Origin of the sequence: Brachybacterium vulturis (genome assembly GCF_002407185.1) — a bacterium.
In the GTDB taxonomy this organism is placed as follows: Bacteria; Actinomycetota; Actinomycetes; order Actinomycetales; family Dermabacteraceae; genus Brachybacterium; species Brachybacterium vulturis.
Window position 1 is genome coordinate 2440318 of record NZ_CP023563.1, and the last position, 15615, is coordinate 2455932.

A 15615-nucleotide genomic window follows, 5' to 3' on the forward strand; every position below is an offset into this window, starting at 1 on the left:
GGAGCGGCGGAGTACGTCCGTCCTCAGCCGGTCTCCGCCGCGACGATCCGCTCGACCGTCTCGACGAGGGCGCTGCGGGCCGCCTCGTGCAGCTCGTCCAGCAGTCCGCGACGCGTGAGAGCCTCGGCCAGAGCTGCGGTGTGGCCGTGGCCCTCCTCGATCTCCGCCCGGGTGAGCAGCAGGGTCCGTGAGGCGAGCACCAGCAGGTGCGAGGCGGACGGCTCGAGGTGTCGCGGGAGCGCGGTCGAGATCCAGGTGGCCGGGATGCGCGCCGGCTCGACGGGCTCCTCGGGCACCAGATCGAGATCCACGCTCCCTCCGGCGGTGCGTCGCAGCGCGTGCAGCAGCTCCTCCCGGGCGCTGCCGGAGCTCGCCGTCGGCGGCACCTGCGCCCCGACCGGCGCGGGAACCTTCCGCCAGGTGATGGCGCTGAGCGGCCGCTCCTCGTGCGGGACCGGGGTGATCACGGGGATCAGGGTGTGGTCGGCGATCCCGGCGGCGGTCACCACGATCGCCTGCTCCGCCTCCAGCGCAGGACCGATCGCCGCGGGCGGGCCCACCAGCCCGGCCAGCCGCCCGGGGACGGGCAGCACCAGGCGCAGCTGCGCGAGCGGCAGCTGTCGCAGCGAGGTCATCCACTCGAACAGGTCCTCGCCCTGCCCGCTGGGGCCGGAGCGTCCCACCCCGTAGCTCATCTGGGCGGCGTCATCGGGGCCGAGGTCGCCGCGCAGGTAGGCGGCGCTCCACAGCATCAGCACCGCCGCGCGGGGGAGCGCGACGAGGTCGCGGCCGGCAGCCGCCTCGCTCACGCCGCGCCCCCGTTCACCGGCGCCTCCCCGTCGGCCGCGACGAACTCCGCCCGCCGGGCCGCCCGGTCCACGGACTCCAGCCGCACCCTGACCACCTCGCCGACCACCGCATCCATCGGCACCCACGCGGTGACCGGCGGATCGCTCAGCTGCACCTCGACGCGGGTGGGGGCGCCGTCCCCGTTCCCGGAACCGGTCGCCTCGCGCCGCTCGATGACCGAGGCCTCGAAGATCTCGCCCTCCCAGGTCCCGAGCGCCATGGACTCGACCAGTTCGAGCGCCGCACGCTCGAGGTTCCCGGCCCGCGCACCGGTGGCCTGCATCGCCTCCGGGATCGCCGCGAGGGAGGCCAGCAGCTCCGGGGCGGGCCCGACCCCGCTGACGTGCGCGTGACAGATGAGCAGCACGAAGCGGTCCACCAGGCGACGCAGCGGCGCGGTGGTGTGGGCGTAGGGTGCGGCGATCGCGGACTGCTCCGGATCCTCGGGCACCTCGTCCGCTGTGGTGAACGCGGCGTACGAGGCACCTCGGAACAGCGAGGTGGCCTGGTTCAGCAGGGCCAGGTGCACCGGGTCGCGCCAGTCCAGCGAGCGCAGGAAGGCGCCGTAGGTCTGCTCGAGGGGCCAGGGATTGCCGAGCGCCGCGGCCTGACGGCGGAAGCGGTCCACCGCCGTCTGCTCCGCGGGAGGCATGGTGCGCAGGATCCCGGCGCCGTGCTCGAGCATCAGCTGCGCCGCGGCCATCCCGGTCATCAGGGAGATCTGGGCGTTGGCGTCCTCGATCGGGTTGGGCCGACGCCACTGCAGGTGCACCTGCCCGTTGTCGGCGACCACCTCCTGCTCGGGCACGTTCAGGCTCGCCCCGCCGCGCCGTGCCTCGAGCGCGGTGCGCAGCGCCCCGATCTCCTGCAGCAGGAGCATCATCGGATGGCCCTCGCCCCGGTCGAGCTCCGCCTGCACCCGGTCGTAGGCGAGCTTCTCGACCGAGCGCACCTGGGCCCGCTCCAGGTCGATGCCGACCACGTCACCGGCTGCGTCGAGGTCGAGCACCCACACGAAGGCAGGGGTGGGCTGGTCCGGCAGCAGCGAGGCGACCCCTTCGGAGAGCACCTCGGGATGCAGCGGGATACGGCGGTCCGGCAGGTAGAGCGTCTCGCCGCGACGGCGCGCCTCCTGGTCGATCGGTCCGTCGAGGTCGACGAACCACGGCACGTCCGCGATCGCGTACAGCACCCGGTACCCGCCGTCGGTGCGCTCGAGGTGCATCGCCTGGTCGAGGTCCGTGGAGGTCTCCGGATCCAGGGTCACGAAGGGGACCTCGGTGCGGTCGGTGCGGTCCTGGACGGACGTCGCACGGGCGGCCGCGCTCTCCGCGGCGGCGAGCACCTCCGGCGGGAACTGAAGCGGCGCGCCTCCGTCATGATCCTCGAGCAGGGCGTCGATGCCGGCGCGGAGCTCGTCGGCGGCGACCGAGCCTCGTGGCGCGTGCAGGGAGACGGGACGACGCAGCACGGGAACCTCCTGAGCGCGGTGCTTCGGGCCCGGTCAGTCTATGGGTGGCGCCATGCTGAAGTGGGCCGGATCGCGGCCGGGGAACCGATAGGCTCACAGCCATGTCCGTCGCAGCAGCAGCCCTGAACGATGTCACCGTCCGCCGCAGCGGAGCCGCGATCCTCGACGCGGTGTCCCTCGAGGTGGGAGAGGGGGAGCGCTGGGCGGTCCTCGGCCCCAACGGTGCCGGGAAGTCCACCCTGGTGCGCCTGCTCTCCGCCCGCATGCACCCCACCAGCGGCACGGTGCACATCCTCGGCGAGCAGCTCGGCAAGGTCGACATCTTCGAGCTGCGCCCGCTGATCGGCCTGGCCAGCCAGGAGCTCGCCGATACCGTCCCGGCCCAGGAGACCGCGGAGAACGTCGTGGTCACCGCCGGGTACGGCGTCATCGGGCGCTGGCGCGAGGAGTACGACCAGCTGGACCTGGACCGTGCCCGCACCCTGCTGGCCGCCTTCGGGGTCGGTGATCTCGCAGACCGCATGTTCGGCACCCTGTCCACCGGCGAGCGCAAGCGCGTGCTCGCCGCCCGCGCCCTGATGACCGATCCCGAGCTGCTGCTGCTGGACGAGCCCGCCGCCGGCCTGGACCTGGGCGGCCGCGAGTCGCTGGTGCGCACCCTGGGCCGGCTCGCGAAGGACCCCGCGACCCCGGTCACCGTGCTGGTGACCCACCACGTCGAGGAGATCCCGCCCGGCTACACCCATGTCGCGCTGCTGCGCGAGGGCGCCGTGGTCGCCGCCGGCCCGATCGGCGAGACCCTCACCTCCCAGAACCTCACCCGCACCTTCGGACTGCCGCTGGTGGTCGAGCAGCGCGGGGAGCGCTTCACCGCCCGCTCGCTCTCGCTGAACTGACGCTCTGGTGGACAGCCCGCAGCTGCGGCAGATCACCGAGGTCACCGACCTCTCGGACCCGGCGCTTGACGACTACCTGCGCATGACCGATGTGCGGCTGCGCTCCCGTGTGGAGGTGGAGCGCGGGCTGTTCATGGCCGAGAGCTTCGAGGTGATCTCCCGCGCGATGGACGCCGGCATGGCGCCGCGGTCCTTCCTCATGAGCGAGAAGTGGCTGGCGAAGTTCGCGCCGCTGTACGAGCAGTTCCCCGAGGTGCCGGTGTTCGTCGGCGCGGAGCCGCTGCTCGAGCAGCTCACCGGCTTCCACCTGCATCGCGGCGCGCTCGCGGCGATGCAGCGGCCGCAGCTCCCCTCGGTGCCCGAGGTGCTGCGCGGGGCCCGCACCGTCGCGGTGATCGAGGACATCGTGGACCACACCAACGTCGGCGCCATGTTCCGCTCGGCCGCGGCCCTCGGTGTCGACGCGGTGCTGGTGACCCCGCAGTGCGCGGACCCGCTGTACCGGCGCTCCATCCGGGTCTCCATGGGCACGGTGTTCCAGGTGCCGTGGACGCGGCTGGAGGCCTGGCCGTCGGCCGGCGTGGACCTGCTGCACGAGGCCGGTTTCGATGTGCTCGCCATGGCGCTGAGCGAGGGTGCGGTCGCACTGGACGCACTCGATCTCCGCCCCGAGAGGAAGGTCGCCTTCGTGCTCGGCGCCGAAGGTCACGGGTTGAAGCCCGCCACCCTCGGCGCGGTCGACCAGCACGTGGTGATCCCGATGGCCGGGGGAGTGGACTCCCTGAACGTCGCCGCGGCGAGCGCCGTGGTGTTCTGGCAGCGACGGGCGGCGCTCAGCGCAGCCTGAGCCATCGGGGCCGGTCCCGGGGGCCGGTCCCGCGGGGCGGACGTCGCCGTCACAGCCCGGCGAGCACGACGCCGCTGCGAGGGGCGGCCGGGAAGCGATCCAGGGGGATGGAGAGGTCCTGCGGGGGGATCTCGAGCTCGTCGCGGCACAGCAGCCGCACGGCCTGCTTCAGCAGGGCGACCGTGCTCCACTCGCCGGGGCACCGGTGATCGTCCTCATGGCGTCCGGCGCCCTGAGCGATATGCGTGAAGGGATCCTCCTGCCACGACCAGCCCCGGAAGCGCTCGGGCCGGAAGCTGTCGGGGTCCGGGAACGATCGGGGGTCGTGACAGGTGCCGTACAGATCCAGGACCACCCAGTCGCCGACGCCGAGCTCATGGCCCTGGAACCGGAACGGGGCACGCACCCGTCCCGGCACCACGGGGAAGAACGGGAAGAAGCGTCGCACCTCCTGGACGAACGGCTCGAGATCGCTCTCCTCTCCGGCGGCGAAGGCGTCCCGCCACTGCGGATGCCTCACCAGCGCGACAGCGGCGAACTCGATGAAGCGGGAGACGGCCAGCAGCGGCCGCAGGAGGTTCAGGAGCTCCACCGCCGCGATGCGCGGAGGGAGCAGGGCCCCGTCCTCGGCGTGGGTCGCCAGGACGGCCAGCGCCGTATGCGGCGGTGGGGCCAGGTCCCCCGCACGCACCTGCTCGACGAGCCCGGCGGCCCAGGTCTCGGTGCCACGACGTCGCCATCGCGCATACCAGTTCGCCGGCCCGGGCCGGGCCACCTGGTCGACCATCAGGCTCAGCTCGGTCGTCAGGCGGGGGACGTCCAGGGAGTCCAGCGCGATGCCGCACCAGCGCAGCGCCGCCCGGGTGAGGACGACCCGGCTGAGGTGATCGAGCCGCACCCGGCCGGTGCCGTGCAGCCTGGTCAGCGCTCGGTCCCACTCGAGCTCGTACAGCGCGCTCAGACGATCCATCGCCTCGGCGCCCATCAGGGACAGGAAGAGCCGCTTGCGGCGGTGATGCGCCGCGCCATCGAGGCTCTGGACGGAGCCCTCGTCCTGCAGCAGGTGCTGGACCATGGTCGGCATCGCTCCCCGGCGGGTGAGGTGCGTGCCGTCGTAGAACATCTGCGCCGCCTCGGCACCGCGCAGGAGCGTGACCGGTCGCAGCAGCAGCCGGGTGGTCAGCAGATCCGTGCCGGCGGCATCGCACCGCGACGCGATGAACGGATACCCCTCGCGAAGGAACGCGAGCGTGCTGTCGAACGGGACCGTGCGCACCGTGGCCTCCCAGCTGTCGTGATCGGGCTCGTCCCTCGCCGACGCGCGCGGACCCGGCGGCTCACCCCGCCGGGCTCGCGATGCGATCGGAGCAGGCGCGGCCCTCGTCGTCCAGACGGTAGGCCGCGCAGGTGCCGGAGGCAACGCACGGACCGCTCGGACGGCCGCTGCACCCCGGATCCGCCGAGGGGTGGCTACGCTGAGCCTGCGCGGCCCCCGGACCTCGCAGAGCAGACGGACCGGGAATCGAGCCGTCCCGCCGCCCCACCGACGAGAGGGAGAACTCCATCGTGACCGCATCCGTCAGTGACTTCGTGATCGAGCGACTCCGGGAGTGGGGGATCCGTCGTGTGTTCGGGTACCCGGGTGACGGGATCGGTGCCTTCGACGGCGCACTCGGTGCGGCGGAACGCGCGGACCGGGGCCTGCAGTACGTGCGGCCGACCCATGAGGAGGCGTGCTCCCTCATGGCCACGGCGCACGCCAAGTTCACCGGCGAGGTCGGGGTGTGCATCGCCACCTCGAGCCCCGGCGGGTTCCACATGCTCAACGGGCTCTACGACGCGAAGATGGACAATCAGCCGGTGGTCGCGATCGTCGGGCAGCAGCCGACGACGTCCCTCGGCACCTTCGTGCAGCAGGAGAGCAATCTCGAACGGACCTTCGCCGATGTCGCGGTCTATGTGCAGACCGTCGTCACGCCCGCCCAGGCGCAGGCGGTCCTCGACACCGCGTTCCGGACCGCCCGGCTCCGCCTGGGCCCCGCCGTGGTGATCCTCCCCCACGACGTCCAGGCCATGGACATGCCCGAGATGCAGGTCCCCTCCGCCTCCATCGCGCGGTCCAGCGCCGTCGCCGCATCGACGTCGATCACGCCCCCCGCCGCGGACATCGCCCGGGCCGCCGAGATCATCAACTCCGGCAGCAGGGTCTCCTTCCTGGTCGGCCACGGGGCCGGCGGAGCGACCGACGAGATCCTCGAGGCGGCCTCCCTCTGCGGCGCCGGCATCGTCACGGCGCTGCGCGGCAAGCACGTCATCCCCTCGGAGGTGCCCCACCACACCCAGCAGCTCGGGCTGCTCGGCAGCCTGCCGAGCACGGAGCAGATGAGCGACTGCGACACCCTCGTGATGCTCGGGACCAACTACCCCTACAGCGAGTTCCTGCCTCCCAGCGGCCAGGCCAGAGCGCTGCAGATCGATCTCAAGCCGGAGCACATGGGCCTGCGCTATCCGACGGAGCTGAATCTCTGGGGCGACGTCAGAGCGACGCTGGCAGCGCTCATACCCCACCTGACCAGGACCGAGGACCTGTCGTGGCAGAAGCAGGTCGCGGAGAGCATGGAGTCGTGGGAGCAGGAGATGGAGGCCCAGGCCATGCTCACCGTCGAGGACGGGGTGAATCCGCGGCGGGTGTTCCACGAGCTGAACAAGCGCCTGCCCCCTCGAGCGATCGTGACCGCCGACGCCGGGACCACGGCGGACTGGTACGGGCATCACATCCGACTGCGCGAGGGCATGACCGGCGACCTCTCCGGCCGCCTGGCCACGATGCTCGGCGCCATGCCGTACGCGACGGCCGCCAAGTTCGCCTTCCCCGAGCGCACGGTGGTGTGCACGATCGGGGACGGCGCCTTCCAGATGCTGGGGATGAACGAGCTCATCACGGTCAAGAGGCACCTCGAGAGCTGGGTCGAGAACCCCCAGTTCATCGTCGTCGTCCTGCACAACGACGACCTCACCCAGGTGTCGTGGGAGATGCGGACCCAGGATGCCGATCCGCTGTGGCCCACGGCGCAGGACGTCGAGTCCGTGGACTACGCCGGATGGGCGGAGCTGCTGGGGTTCACCGGCCTCCGCGTCACCGAGGACAGCGAGGTCGAGGAAGCGATGGAGACTGCCTTCGCCCACCGCGGCGTCACCCTGATCGACGCCCGCACCAGCAGGAGTGTTCCGCCCCTGCCCCCGCGGATCTCCCGCGAGTTCGCGAAGAACACCGGCATCGCGCTGCTCCAGGAGGACCCGGCGCGATCGGAGGTCGTCCGGGACTCCGCCAAGGCGCTGCTGGCGGAGGGCGTCGAGCGCGCCAGGAAGACGATGCACATCGATCACGAGCGCGATCTCGAAGAAGACCAGGAGCACTGATGTCCCCCCGCACCCTCCGTTCCGCCACCGCACTGACGGGAGCTGCTCTGGGAGCGGCCGCTGTCGCGGGTCTCGGTGTCCGGGACCTCTTCCAGCGCAAGCATTCGATCCTGCGGATCTATCCGGTCGTCGGTCGCACCCGCTGGCTGTTCGAGTCGATCCGTCCCGAGATCCAGCAGTACTTCATCGAGCGGGACAACGACGGCCGGCCGTTCGACCGGGACACCCGCACGATGATCTATCAGCGGGCGAAGGGCCTCGGTGACGCGGATGCCTATGGCACCGAGAACGACATCACGAGCGCCGGCTACGATCACATCCTCCACGCCGCGAGCCCTCTCGAGCCGATGGCCACGCCCCCTCGGGTGCGTCTGGGCGGCCCCGACTGCACCCAGCCGTACGACACCGCGATGCTGAACATCTCCTCGATGAGCTTCGGATCCCTCTCGGCGAACGCCGTGCGGGCCATGAACTACGGCGCGAAGCATGGAGGGTTCGCCCAGGAGACGGGGGAGGGCGGCCTCTCCAAGTACCACCTGGAATACGGGGCCGACATCATCTGGGAGATCGGTTCCGGATACTTCGGCTGCCGGACCCGTGACGGCGAGTTCGATGCGCAGGAGTTCTCCGAGAAGGCGACCCGGCCCGAGGTGAAGGGGATCCTGATCAAGCTCAGCCAGGGCGCCAAGCCCGGGGTCGGGGGAGTGCTCCCGGCGGAGAAGATCACCCCGGAGATCGCGGAGGCGCGGGATGTGCCGCAGGGCCAGGACTGCGTGAGCCCAGCGGCCCACCCCGCCTTCGCCACGCCCGTGGAGATGATGCATTTCGTGGCCCGGCTGCGGGACCTCTCCGGGGGCAAGCCGATCGGCGTCAAGCTCTGCGTCGGGGGCCGTTCGGAGGTCCTCGCCATGTGCAAGGGGATGCTGGAGACCGGCATCTCCCCGGACTGGCTCTCCGTCGACGGCGCCGAGGGCGGGACGGGGGCGGCGCCCCTGGAGTTCGAGGACCATGTCGGGACGCCGCTGTCCGATGGCCTGGTGATCGTCCACAACGCGCTGGTGGGCACGGGACTTCGCGAGAAGGTCGCCATCGGATGCTCCGGGAAGATCGCGGGCGGCAACGACATCATCCGCAAGATCGCTCTCGGCGCGGACTTCTGCAACGCCGCCCGGCCGATGATGATGGCGACCGGGTGCATCCAGGCCCAGCGATGCCACACCAACACCTGCCCCAGCGGGGTGGCCACGCAGGATCCTAGGCGTGGTCGAGCGGTGGTCGTCGCGGACAAGGGGCCGCGGGTGATGCGCTATCAGCAGGCGACGGTCCGCTCAGCCATGGAGCTGCTCGCCTCGATGGGGCTGCACTCGTTCGACGACCTGGGCCCGCGGCACGTGCTGCGACGGATCGATCCGGCTCGGGTCATGACTTACGAGGACCTGTACACCTGGTTGGACGAGGGCGAGCTCCTCACCGGGACCGACCACCCCGACTGGGCCCGGGACTGGGACGAGGCGGACGCCCACCGGTTCCAGGGCGCGCGTCCTGCGCAGCAGCTGCATCGCAGGCACCGTCAGGTGAGCGAGGATCCGGCCGGTTCGGCCGACGGTGCATAGCGGGCCGGATGACCGGGTGTGCGCGCGTCGAGGGCGAGACCGAACGGTCGACATCCCGCCCGGAGCTCGACGTTCCGGGCGCGAGCGTGTCTACTCGGAGACGGACGACGACTCGACGAAGGAGATCCCCGTGATGACCTCGTACGACTACCTGATCGTCGGTGGCGGCCAGGTCGCCGACGACGCGGCTCGTGCTCTTCGTGAGCACGATGCGAACGGCACCATCGGCATCGTGAGCACCGATGAGGACGCGCCCTACACCCGTCCCGCGCTGTCCAAGAAGCTGTGGACCGATCCCGATTTCAGCGAGGACTCCGTCCCGCTGGGCACCGCCGCGCAGACCGGTGCCGAACTGCGGGTGCGCACCCGCGTCACCGCGATCGACCGGGAGGCCAAGGAGGTCGAGCTGGAGAGCGGGGAGCGTCTCGGCTACGGGCGGCTGCTGCTGGCCACGGGCTCCGAGCCCCGCCGGCTGGAGGGGCCGGAGGACGAGCGCATCATCCACTTCCGCAGCTTCGCCGACTACCGCACGCTGCGCCATCTGATGACCGAGGGCGCCCGTGCCGTCGTCGTCGGCGGGGGGTACATCGGTGCGGAGATCGCCGCGGCCCTCTCGGTCAACGGCGCCCATGTCACGCTGGTGTTCCCCGAGGACGTGCTCGGTGCCTCGCGGTTCCCGCCCAGCATCGCAGAACGCCACCAGAAGCTCTTCACCGATCACGGGGTCGAGCTGCGCCCCGGGCGACGGGCCGAGCGCCTCACGATCCTCGACGATGCGGATGTCGGTGTCACCCTCGATGACGGGACCGCTCTCGGCGGGGACATCGTCGTGGTCGGCCTCGGTGCCGACCCCCGTCTCCAGCTGGCCCGCGACGCGGGCCTGGACGTCGCCGACGGCGTCGTGGTCGACGAGACCCTGAGGACGTCCGATCCCTCGATCTGGGCGGCCGGCGACATCATCGAGTACCCGGACGTCGTCCTCGGCCGTACTCGCATCGAGCACGTCGACCATGCACGGGAATCCGGAGCGGCCGCCGGACGGTCGATGGCCGGGGCCGAGGCCCCCTACGACCACACGCCCTACTTCTACTCCATGGTCTACGGGGTGCGCTGGGAAGCAGTGGGTACCCTCGACCCGACCCTGGAGACGCTCGAGGTCCCTCTCGACACCGAGCGCAGCGTCGTCTACTACCTCGACGACCAGGGGCGGCCGGTCGGTGTGCTGCTGTGGCAGATCGAGGGTGCACGGGACGCCGCTCGAACGGTGATCGCCGAGGCGATCACCGACCGGGAACTTCTTCGAGGGAGCATAGGCTGACCATGGATCTGAGAATCAGAGGGAAGAAGGCACTGATCACCGGAGCCGACTCCGGCATCGGATGGCACAGTGCACAGGAGCTCCTGCACGAAGGGGTCACGGTCTTCGTGACCGATCGCGAGGCATCGTCGCTCGCCCGATCCGCGGCAGCGCTCGAGGCTCCGGAGGGCCAGCTGTTCCACCATGCCGCGGACATCACCCGCCGTGAGGAGATCACCGAGCTCGGCGAGGCGGTGCAGGAGGAGATCGGCGACATCGACATCCTCATCCATGCCGCGGGGATCACCGGGGCCCAGGGGCTCTTCCACGAGATCGATGATGAAGGATGGGTCGACACGCTCAGCACGGACCTGCTCGGCGCCGTACGGATCACGCGGGAGTTCCTTCCGGCATTGCGACGAGGGCAGTGGGGTCGGCTGATCTTCCTGGCCTCGGAGGACGCGGTGCAGCCCTATGACGACGAGCTGCCCTACTGCGCCTCGAAGGCCGGGGTGCTCGCACTGGCCAAGGGGCTCTCGCGCACGTACGCCCGTGAAGGGCTCCTGGTCAATGCGGTCTCTCCGGCATTCATCCACACGCCGATGACCGACGCGATGATGGACAAGCGCTCAGCTCAGCTCGGGGTCGACAGGGAGCAGGCCATACGCTCCTTCCTCGATGAAGAACGTCCCCACCTGGCCCTCAAGCGTCGGGGCGAGCCCGAGGAGGTGGCTGCGGTCATCGCCTTCCTGTGCTCCGACCGCGCCTCCTTCATCACCGGCTCGAACTACCGCGTGGATGGGGGCTCTGTCGCGACGGTCTGAGGAGCTCCTGCACTGCAGGAAGCAGGAGCAGACGACGCCTACAGCGTGATCTGGATCTTCACATCGGTGGGGCGGCCCTCGAGGAAGCGCTCGAAGGCGCCGACGGAGTCGTCGAAGGAGAAGGTCTCCGAGACGAAGCGGGAGAGGTCCACGGCGTCGCTCGCGGCGAGGTCGATCGCCTTCTGGTACACGTTCGCGTACCGGAACACCGTCTCCAGCGAGATGCCGCGGCTCTGGGCGGTGGCGATGTCGAAGGGCACCGGATCCACCGGCATGCCCACCAGCACGATGCGGCCACCCGGGGCGGGCAGCTCCCACAGCTTCGCGTAGGCGGCGACGGCGCCGGTGGCCTCGAACACCACCTGCGGTCCCCAGCCGCCGGTCTCCGCGCGCACCCGCTCGCCCAGGTCCTCCTGGGTGGCGTCCACGGTGACGATGCCCTCGAGCCCGTCGAGCAGGGCCAGCTTCTGCGGCAGCACGTCGGAGATGAAGACGGTGCTGGCGCCGCCCGCACGCGCGGCGAGCGCGGTCATGATCCCGATCGTGCCGGCCCCGACGACGGCCACGACATCGCCGGGCGTGATCCCGGCCTTCGTCGCCGCGAACATGCCGACGGAGAACGGCTCGATCAGCGCCCCCTCGGCGAAGCTGAGGCTGTCGGGGAGCAGATACGTGAAGGCGGCGGGATGGATGACCTCGTCGACGAGGCAGCCGTGCACCGGCGGGGTGGCCCAGAACCGCACGCCGGGATCCACGTTGTAGTTGCCCTCGCGCACCGCACGGGAGCGGGGATCGGGGACACCGGGCTCCATCGCGACACGATCGCCGACGGCCAGGTGACTCACGCCCTCACCGACCTCTGCGACGGTGCCGGCACCCTCGTGCCCGAGGATCATCGGCGCTCTCACCACGAACGGGCCGATCCTGCCATCTGTCCAGTAGTGCACGTCCGAGGCGCAGATGCCGACGGTGTGCATCGCGATCCGCACCTCACCGGGGCCGGGAGCGCCGGCGGGCTCGACCTCCTCGATCGACATCCGGTTCTTCTCGTGCAGCATCAGCGCGCGCATGCAGGACTCCTCCGCTCGGCCGTGACAGGCCGTCCAAGGCCCTGCAATGCACTCTGCCATACCGCCCAGCGGTGGTCCGGGCCGGTTCACCGGACGGTCCGCGCTCCACCGCTCACTGCGCGGATCAGCAGCGCCAGCAGCACCGTCGCCGCCGCCAGCCCCCACCATCCCCACCCGCCGCCGAGCGCGATCGCCGCACCGAGGACGGCCGGCGCGGCAGAGGACATCAGCCCGTTGCTGATCCCGTAGAACGCCCCGTACTGGCCCTGCTGCCGCGCCGGCGCCAGACGGAACAGCAGCTCCATCGTCCCGGCGCTGTACAGCACCTCCCCGGCGGTGTGGGCGAGCAGGAAGCCGCCCAGCGCGAGCACCAGGACCACCGGCGAGGCCGACCAGCCGGAGAGGAAGAAGAGATAGGAGACCGCGAGGCAGACGGCGCCGATCACCAGGCGCCGACCCGCGGCGCGGATGCTGGTGATCCCGGCACTGGCCAGCACCTGGAAGGTGGCGGCGAACAGGGCGTTGAGCGCGACCAGGAGGCCGACGACCCAGGTCAGCTCCGGATGATGGAGCACCGTCCACAGGGGGAGCGCGAAGGACAGCACGTGCAGGTGGATGCCGATCGCGCCGTTGGCGAGCGAGAACACGGCGAACCGCGGATCGGGGAGCACCGGGCGCGGACGCCCGGCACCGCCCTCCGGCGCCGCCGGCACCGTGATGCGCAGCAGCAGCCCGGCAGCGATCACGAAGGTGACCGCATCGCCGAGGATCGCGATCCGGAACGCCGTCGCGCTGCCGCTGCCCAGCACCAGCCCGGCCAGCAGCGCACCGGCGGAGATGCCGAGGGTGAGCAGGGACCTCAGCGAGGCGCGGGCGAGTGCCGGATCCTCTCGCGCCACGCGCCGGATCAGGGTGGTGTTCGAGGACATGCACAGCCCCTGCCCGAGGCTGATCAGACACAGCACGAGGACGAATCCCACCTGCTCCCGGACCGCCAGCAGCAGGGCGGTGGCGACGGCGGAGAGGATGAGCCCGGCCAGGAGCACGGGCTTCGGGCTCGAGGCATCGGAGAACCTGCCGCTGAGCAGATCGCCGCCGATCGCGAGCACGGTGGCGACGACGAGCACCGCGGAGACGAAGCCGACGGAGAATCCGAGGTGCTGGGTGAAGAACAGCACGCTGATCGTGGCGAAGAGCCCGTTGCCGAGCGCGTTGACGGTGGTGAGCAGCGCGAGCAGGCGCATCGCGGGGGTTGCGGACAGCGTCGCCGCGGCGGTGACGTAGGGAGCGGCGAACAACTCCCCGAGCGTGGAGCGGCGGCGGGTGCGTGCATTCTTCGGCATGGTTCGACAATAGCGCTCTGTGTGCGGTGATCCCATTTCCAGCATTGTTCAGTGGGCGGCCTTGAGCTGTGTTATCGTCCGTGCGTCCCGGGCGACCGAAAAGGCGTGTTAGGCATTGTTCTCTTTCCCTCGCACGGTCCTCAGGGATGGGTTTCTCTGCAGCCGTCGGAATCACTCCTGGCCCGCCTGCAGAGCCCAGCTATCCGCGGCACCCGGGGCCGACCGCTCCTCCACAGTGGGCGCCCGTCCACCGTGAGCAGGCCGACCGTTCCTCCACCGAGACCACTTATGCACAATTCTGCGGCGCGCCGTTCCTCCACACCACCTGCTTATCCACATTGTCCACAGTTTCTCCGCGGGGTCTTGCGCCGGCGCGACGCCTCGGTAGAGTTGCGGGAAGGCAATTCTTTCAGCTCTCGCAGATCTGCACATTGTTTTCGCGAGAATTCGTCGACCATGTCCGGGAGGAGGTGTGCACAATGGGTGATCTTCGCGCTGGCACGAACGTGCCGTTCGATGAGGACGCGGCCGGTGAGGTCTCCTCCGGGTCGGAACTCTCGGTCGGCTCATTCTCAGAACCCACTCCCGCCGCACCTGTCCTCCCGCCGCATCTGCGATCCATCCATGCCGCCTCGATCCAGGAGAGCCGGCACCTCGCCGCGCGCTTCACCGCGCTCGCCCCGTCGTTCCATGACCCGGAGAGCGAGGAATGCGACGCGGACGCCGCCGAGGCGGAGCTCCTCTCGGCGGCACTCGCCCTGCGCTGCACCCGCACCGTCGCGGACCGCATCCTCCGCGACGCCCACATCGCGGTCACCCAGCTGCCCCTCACCCTGCCCCGGCTGGAGTGCGGGGAGTTCCCCGCCGCCTGGTTCGACCGGATCCTGCGCCGCACCCGGCATCTCACCCCGCACCAGATGACTGTCGTGGACGCCGCCGTCTCGCTGTGGCCCGCCACGGTGACCACGGAGCAGTTCCACCACCGGCTCTCGCGCCTGCTCGGTCGCGTGGAGTCCCAGCAGGAGACCCCCGCCCACCTCACTCCTGAGGGCCGGCGCCGGGTGGAGCTGCTGCCCACCCGGGATGACGGGATCGGCTGCCTGCGGGTGGTCGGCCCGGCCCCGGAGATCCTCGCCCTCGCCCAGCGGCTGGACTCCGCCGCCCGCGCGATCCAGGCCGCCCAGCGCCGCGCCTTCGAGGCAGGGGAGGCGCCCCCGCTGGATCCGCGGGGCACCGTCGCCGAGACGGCGACCCCCGCCTCCCTCGCCCTCCTCCAGTACGACCTGCTGGGCGGTGCGGCCTTCGACACCGACGGGGTCCAGGTGCCACAGCCTCGCTTCCGCCTCAACGTCACCGTGCCCGTCCTGACGCTGCTCGGCGGCTCCCAGGAGCCCGGCCTGCTGGAGGGCACGACCCCGATCCCCGCCGCGATGGCACGCGAGCTGGCCGGGCAGAGCGAGACCTGGCACCGCGTGCTCACCGATCCGTGCAGCGGCACCTTCCTGCCGCTGCCCGCGACGCGCTACACCCCGACCCGCGCCATGCTCGAGCACCTGCGCCTGCGCAACACCACCTGCGCGGTCCCCGGATGCACCCGCCCCACCTCCTGGGCCTCCGAGGCGGACCACATCGAGGAGTACGACCACGGGGATCCGGAGCACGGAGGTCTCACCGAGATCGAGAACCTGCACCTGCTGTGCTGGCAGCACCACCGGGCGAAGACCGCCGGCCTGCTCGACCCGACCCGCCTGCCGAGCACTCCCGGCCTTCCGGGACGGACCGCCTGGTCGATCCAGGATCGGGTGACCGTGATCGTCCGCGACAACGAGGACCTCGCCACCCCGCACATGACCGAGGCGCTCATGGACTCCTGGGCCCGCTACCAGGCACGGCGCGAGTCACGACGGCGGGCCCTCGAGCGGCGGAAGAACCCGCCGCCACCGCCGTACTGAGGCCGCGAGGGGACGCGGCGTAACCTGGCACGC

The 15615-nt window shown here is 70.9% G+C and carries 12 protein-coding genes; 7 read left to right on the forward strand and 5 right to left on the reverse strand.

All coding sequences use genetic code 11. From position 1 onward, the window contains the following. Window positions 1–23 precede the first annotated feature (23 nt). Entirely contained in the window at window positions 24–809 is a 786-nt protein-coding gene (locus CFK38_RS11020; RefSeq protein ID WP_096803110.1) for a hypothetical protein, read from the reverse strand. After that, the gene (locus CFK38_RS11025) at window positions 806–2320 is read right to left on the reverse strand and encodes an RNB domain-containing ribonuclease (RefSeq protein ID WP_096803111.1); all 1515 of its coding nucleotides are present in this window, start codon (window positions 2318–2320) and stop codon (window positions 806–808) included. Before CFK38_RS11025 ends, CFK38_RS11020 begins: the two co-directional genes overlap by 4 nt. 101 nt (window positions 2321–2421) lie before the next feature. On the opposite strand from CFK38_RS11025, the gene CFK38_RS11030 reads away from it, so the two are divergent. Together CFK38_RS11030 and CFK38_RS11035 are read left to right on the forward strand one after the other, a co-directional pair. Continuing rightward, entirely contained in the window at window positions 2422–3216 is a 795-nt protein-coding gene (locus CFK38_RS11030; protein WP_096803112.1) for an ABC transporter ATP-binding protein, read from the forward strand. Window positions 3217–3223: 7 nt separating this feature from the next. Then, the gene (locus tag CFK38_RS11035) at window positions 3224–4063 is read left to right on the forward strand and encodes a TrmH family RNA methyltransferase (RefSeq protein WP_096803113.1); all 840 of its coding nucleotides are present in this window, start codon (window positions 3224–3226) and stop codon (window positions 4061–4063) included. Window positions 4064–4112: 49 nt separating this feature from the next. Here CFK38_RS11035 and CFK38_RS11040 read toward each other — a convergent pair whose 3' ends face one another. Then, entirely contained in the window at window positions 4113–5339 is a 1227-nt protein-coding gene (locus CFK38_RS11040; protein WP_096803114.1) for a cytochrome P450, read from the reverse strand. A gap of 290 nt (window positions 5340–5629) precedes the next feature. On the opposite strand from CFK38_RS11040, the gene CFK38_RS11045 reads away from it, so the two are divergent. The 4 genes from CFK38_RS11045 (at window position 5630) to CFK38_RS11060 (ending at window position 11217) form a co-directional block, all read left to right on the forward strand. Continuing rightward, window positions 5630–7483 carry a thiamine pyrophosphate-requiring protein gene (locus tag CFK38_RS11045; protein ID WP_096803115.1) on the forward strand — a complete coding sequence of 618 codons (1854 nt, stop codon included), beginning with the start codon at window positions 5630–5632 and terminating at the stop codon, window positions 7481–7483. Continuing rightward, window positions 7483–9096, forward strand: a complete 1614-nt coding sequence (locus CFK38_RS11050; protein ID WP_096803116.1) for an FMN-binding glutamate synthase family protein — start codon at window positions 7483–7485, stop codon at window positions 9094–9096. The genes CFK38_RS11045 and CFK38_RS11050 overlap by 1 nt, the downstream gene beginning before the upstream one ends. A 133-nt stretch (window positions 9097–9229) precedes the next feature. Continuing rightward, window positions 9230–10414 (forward strand): NAD(P)/FAD-dependent oxidoreductase, encoded by a 1185-nt coding sequence (locus CFK38_RS11055; RefSeq protein ID WP_096803117.1) that lies wholly within the window; start codon window positions 9230–9232, stop codon window positions 10412–10414. 2 nt (window positions 10415–10416) lie between these two features. After that, on the forward strand, window positions 10417–11217 hold the full coding sequence (locus CFK38_RS11060) for an SDR family NAD(P)-dependent oxidoreductase (protein ID WP_096803118.1): 801 nt from the start codon (window positions 10417–10419) through the stop codon (window positions 11215–11217). Between the two features lie 38 nt (window positions 11218–11255). Here the strand turns inward: CFK38_RS11060 and CFK38_RS11065 are convergent, their stop codons facing one another. Together CFK38_RS11065 and CFK38_RS11070 are read right to left on the reverse strand one after the other, a co-directional pair. Next, on the reverse strand, window positions 11256–12287 hold the full coding sequence (locus tag CFK38_RS11065; RefSeq protein WP_096803119.1) for an NAD(P)-dependent alcohol dehydrogenase: 1032 nt from the start codon (window positions 12285–12287) through the stop codon (window positions 11256–11258). A gap of 86 nt (window positions 12288–12373) precedes the next feature. Then, window positions 12374–13630 carry an MFS transporter gene (locus CFK38_RS11070; RefSeq protein ID WP_096803120.1) on the reverse strand — a complete coding sequence of 419 codons (1257 nt, stop codon included), beginning with the start codon at window positions 13628–13630 and terminating at the stop codon, window positions 12374–12376. A gap of 479 nt (window positions 13631–14109) precedes the next feature. Between CFK38_RS11070 and CFK38_RS17175 the strand changes: the two genes are divergently transcribed. Then, complete coding sequence (locus CFK38_RS17175) at window positions 14110–15582, forward strand: HNH endonuclease signature motif containing protein (protein WP_157773456.1); 1473 nt, start codon at window positions 14110–14112, stop codon at window positions 15580–15582. The last annotated feature ends 33 nt before the right edge of the window (window positions 15583–15615 follow it).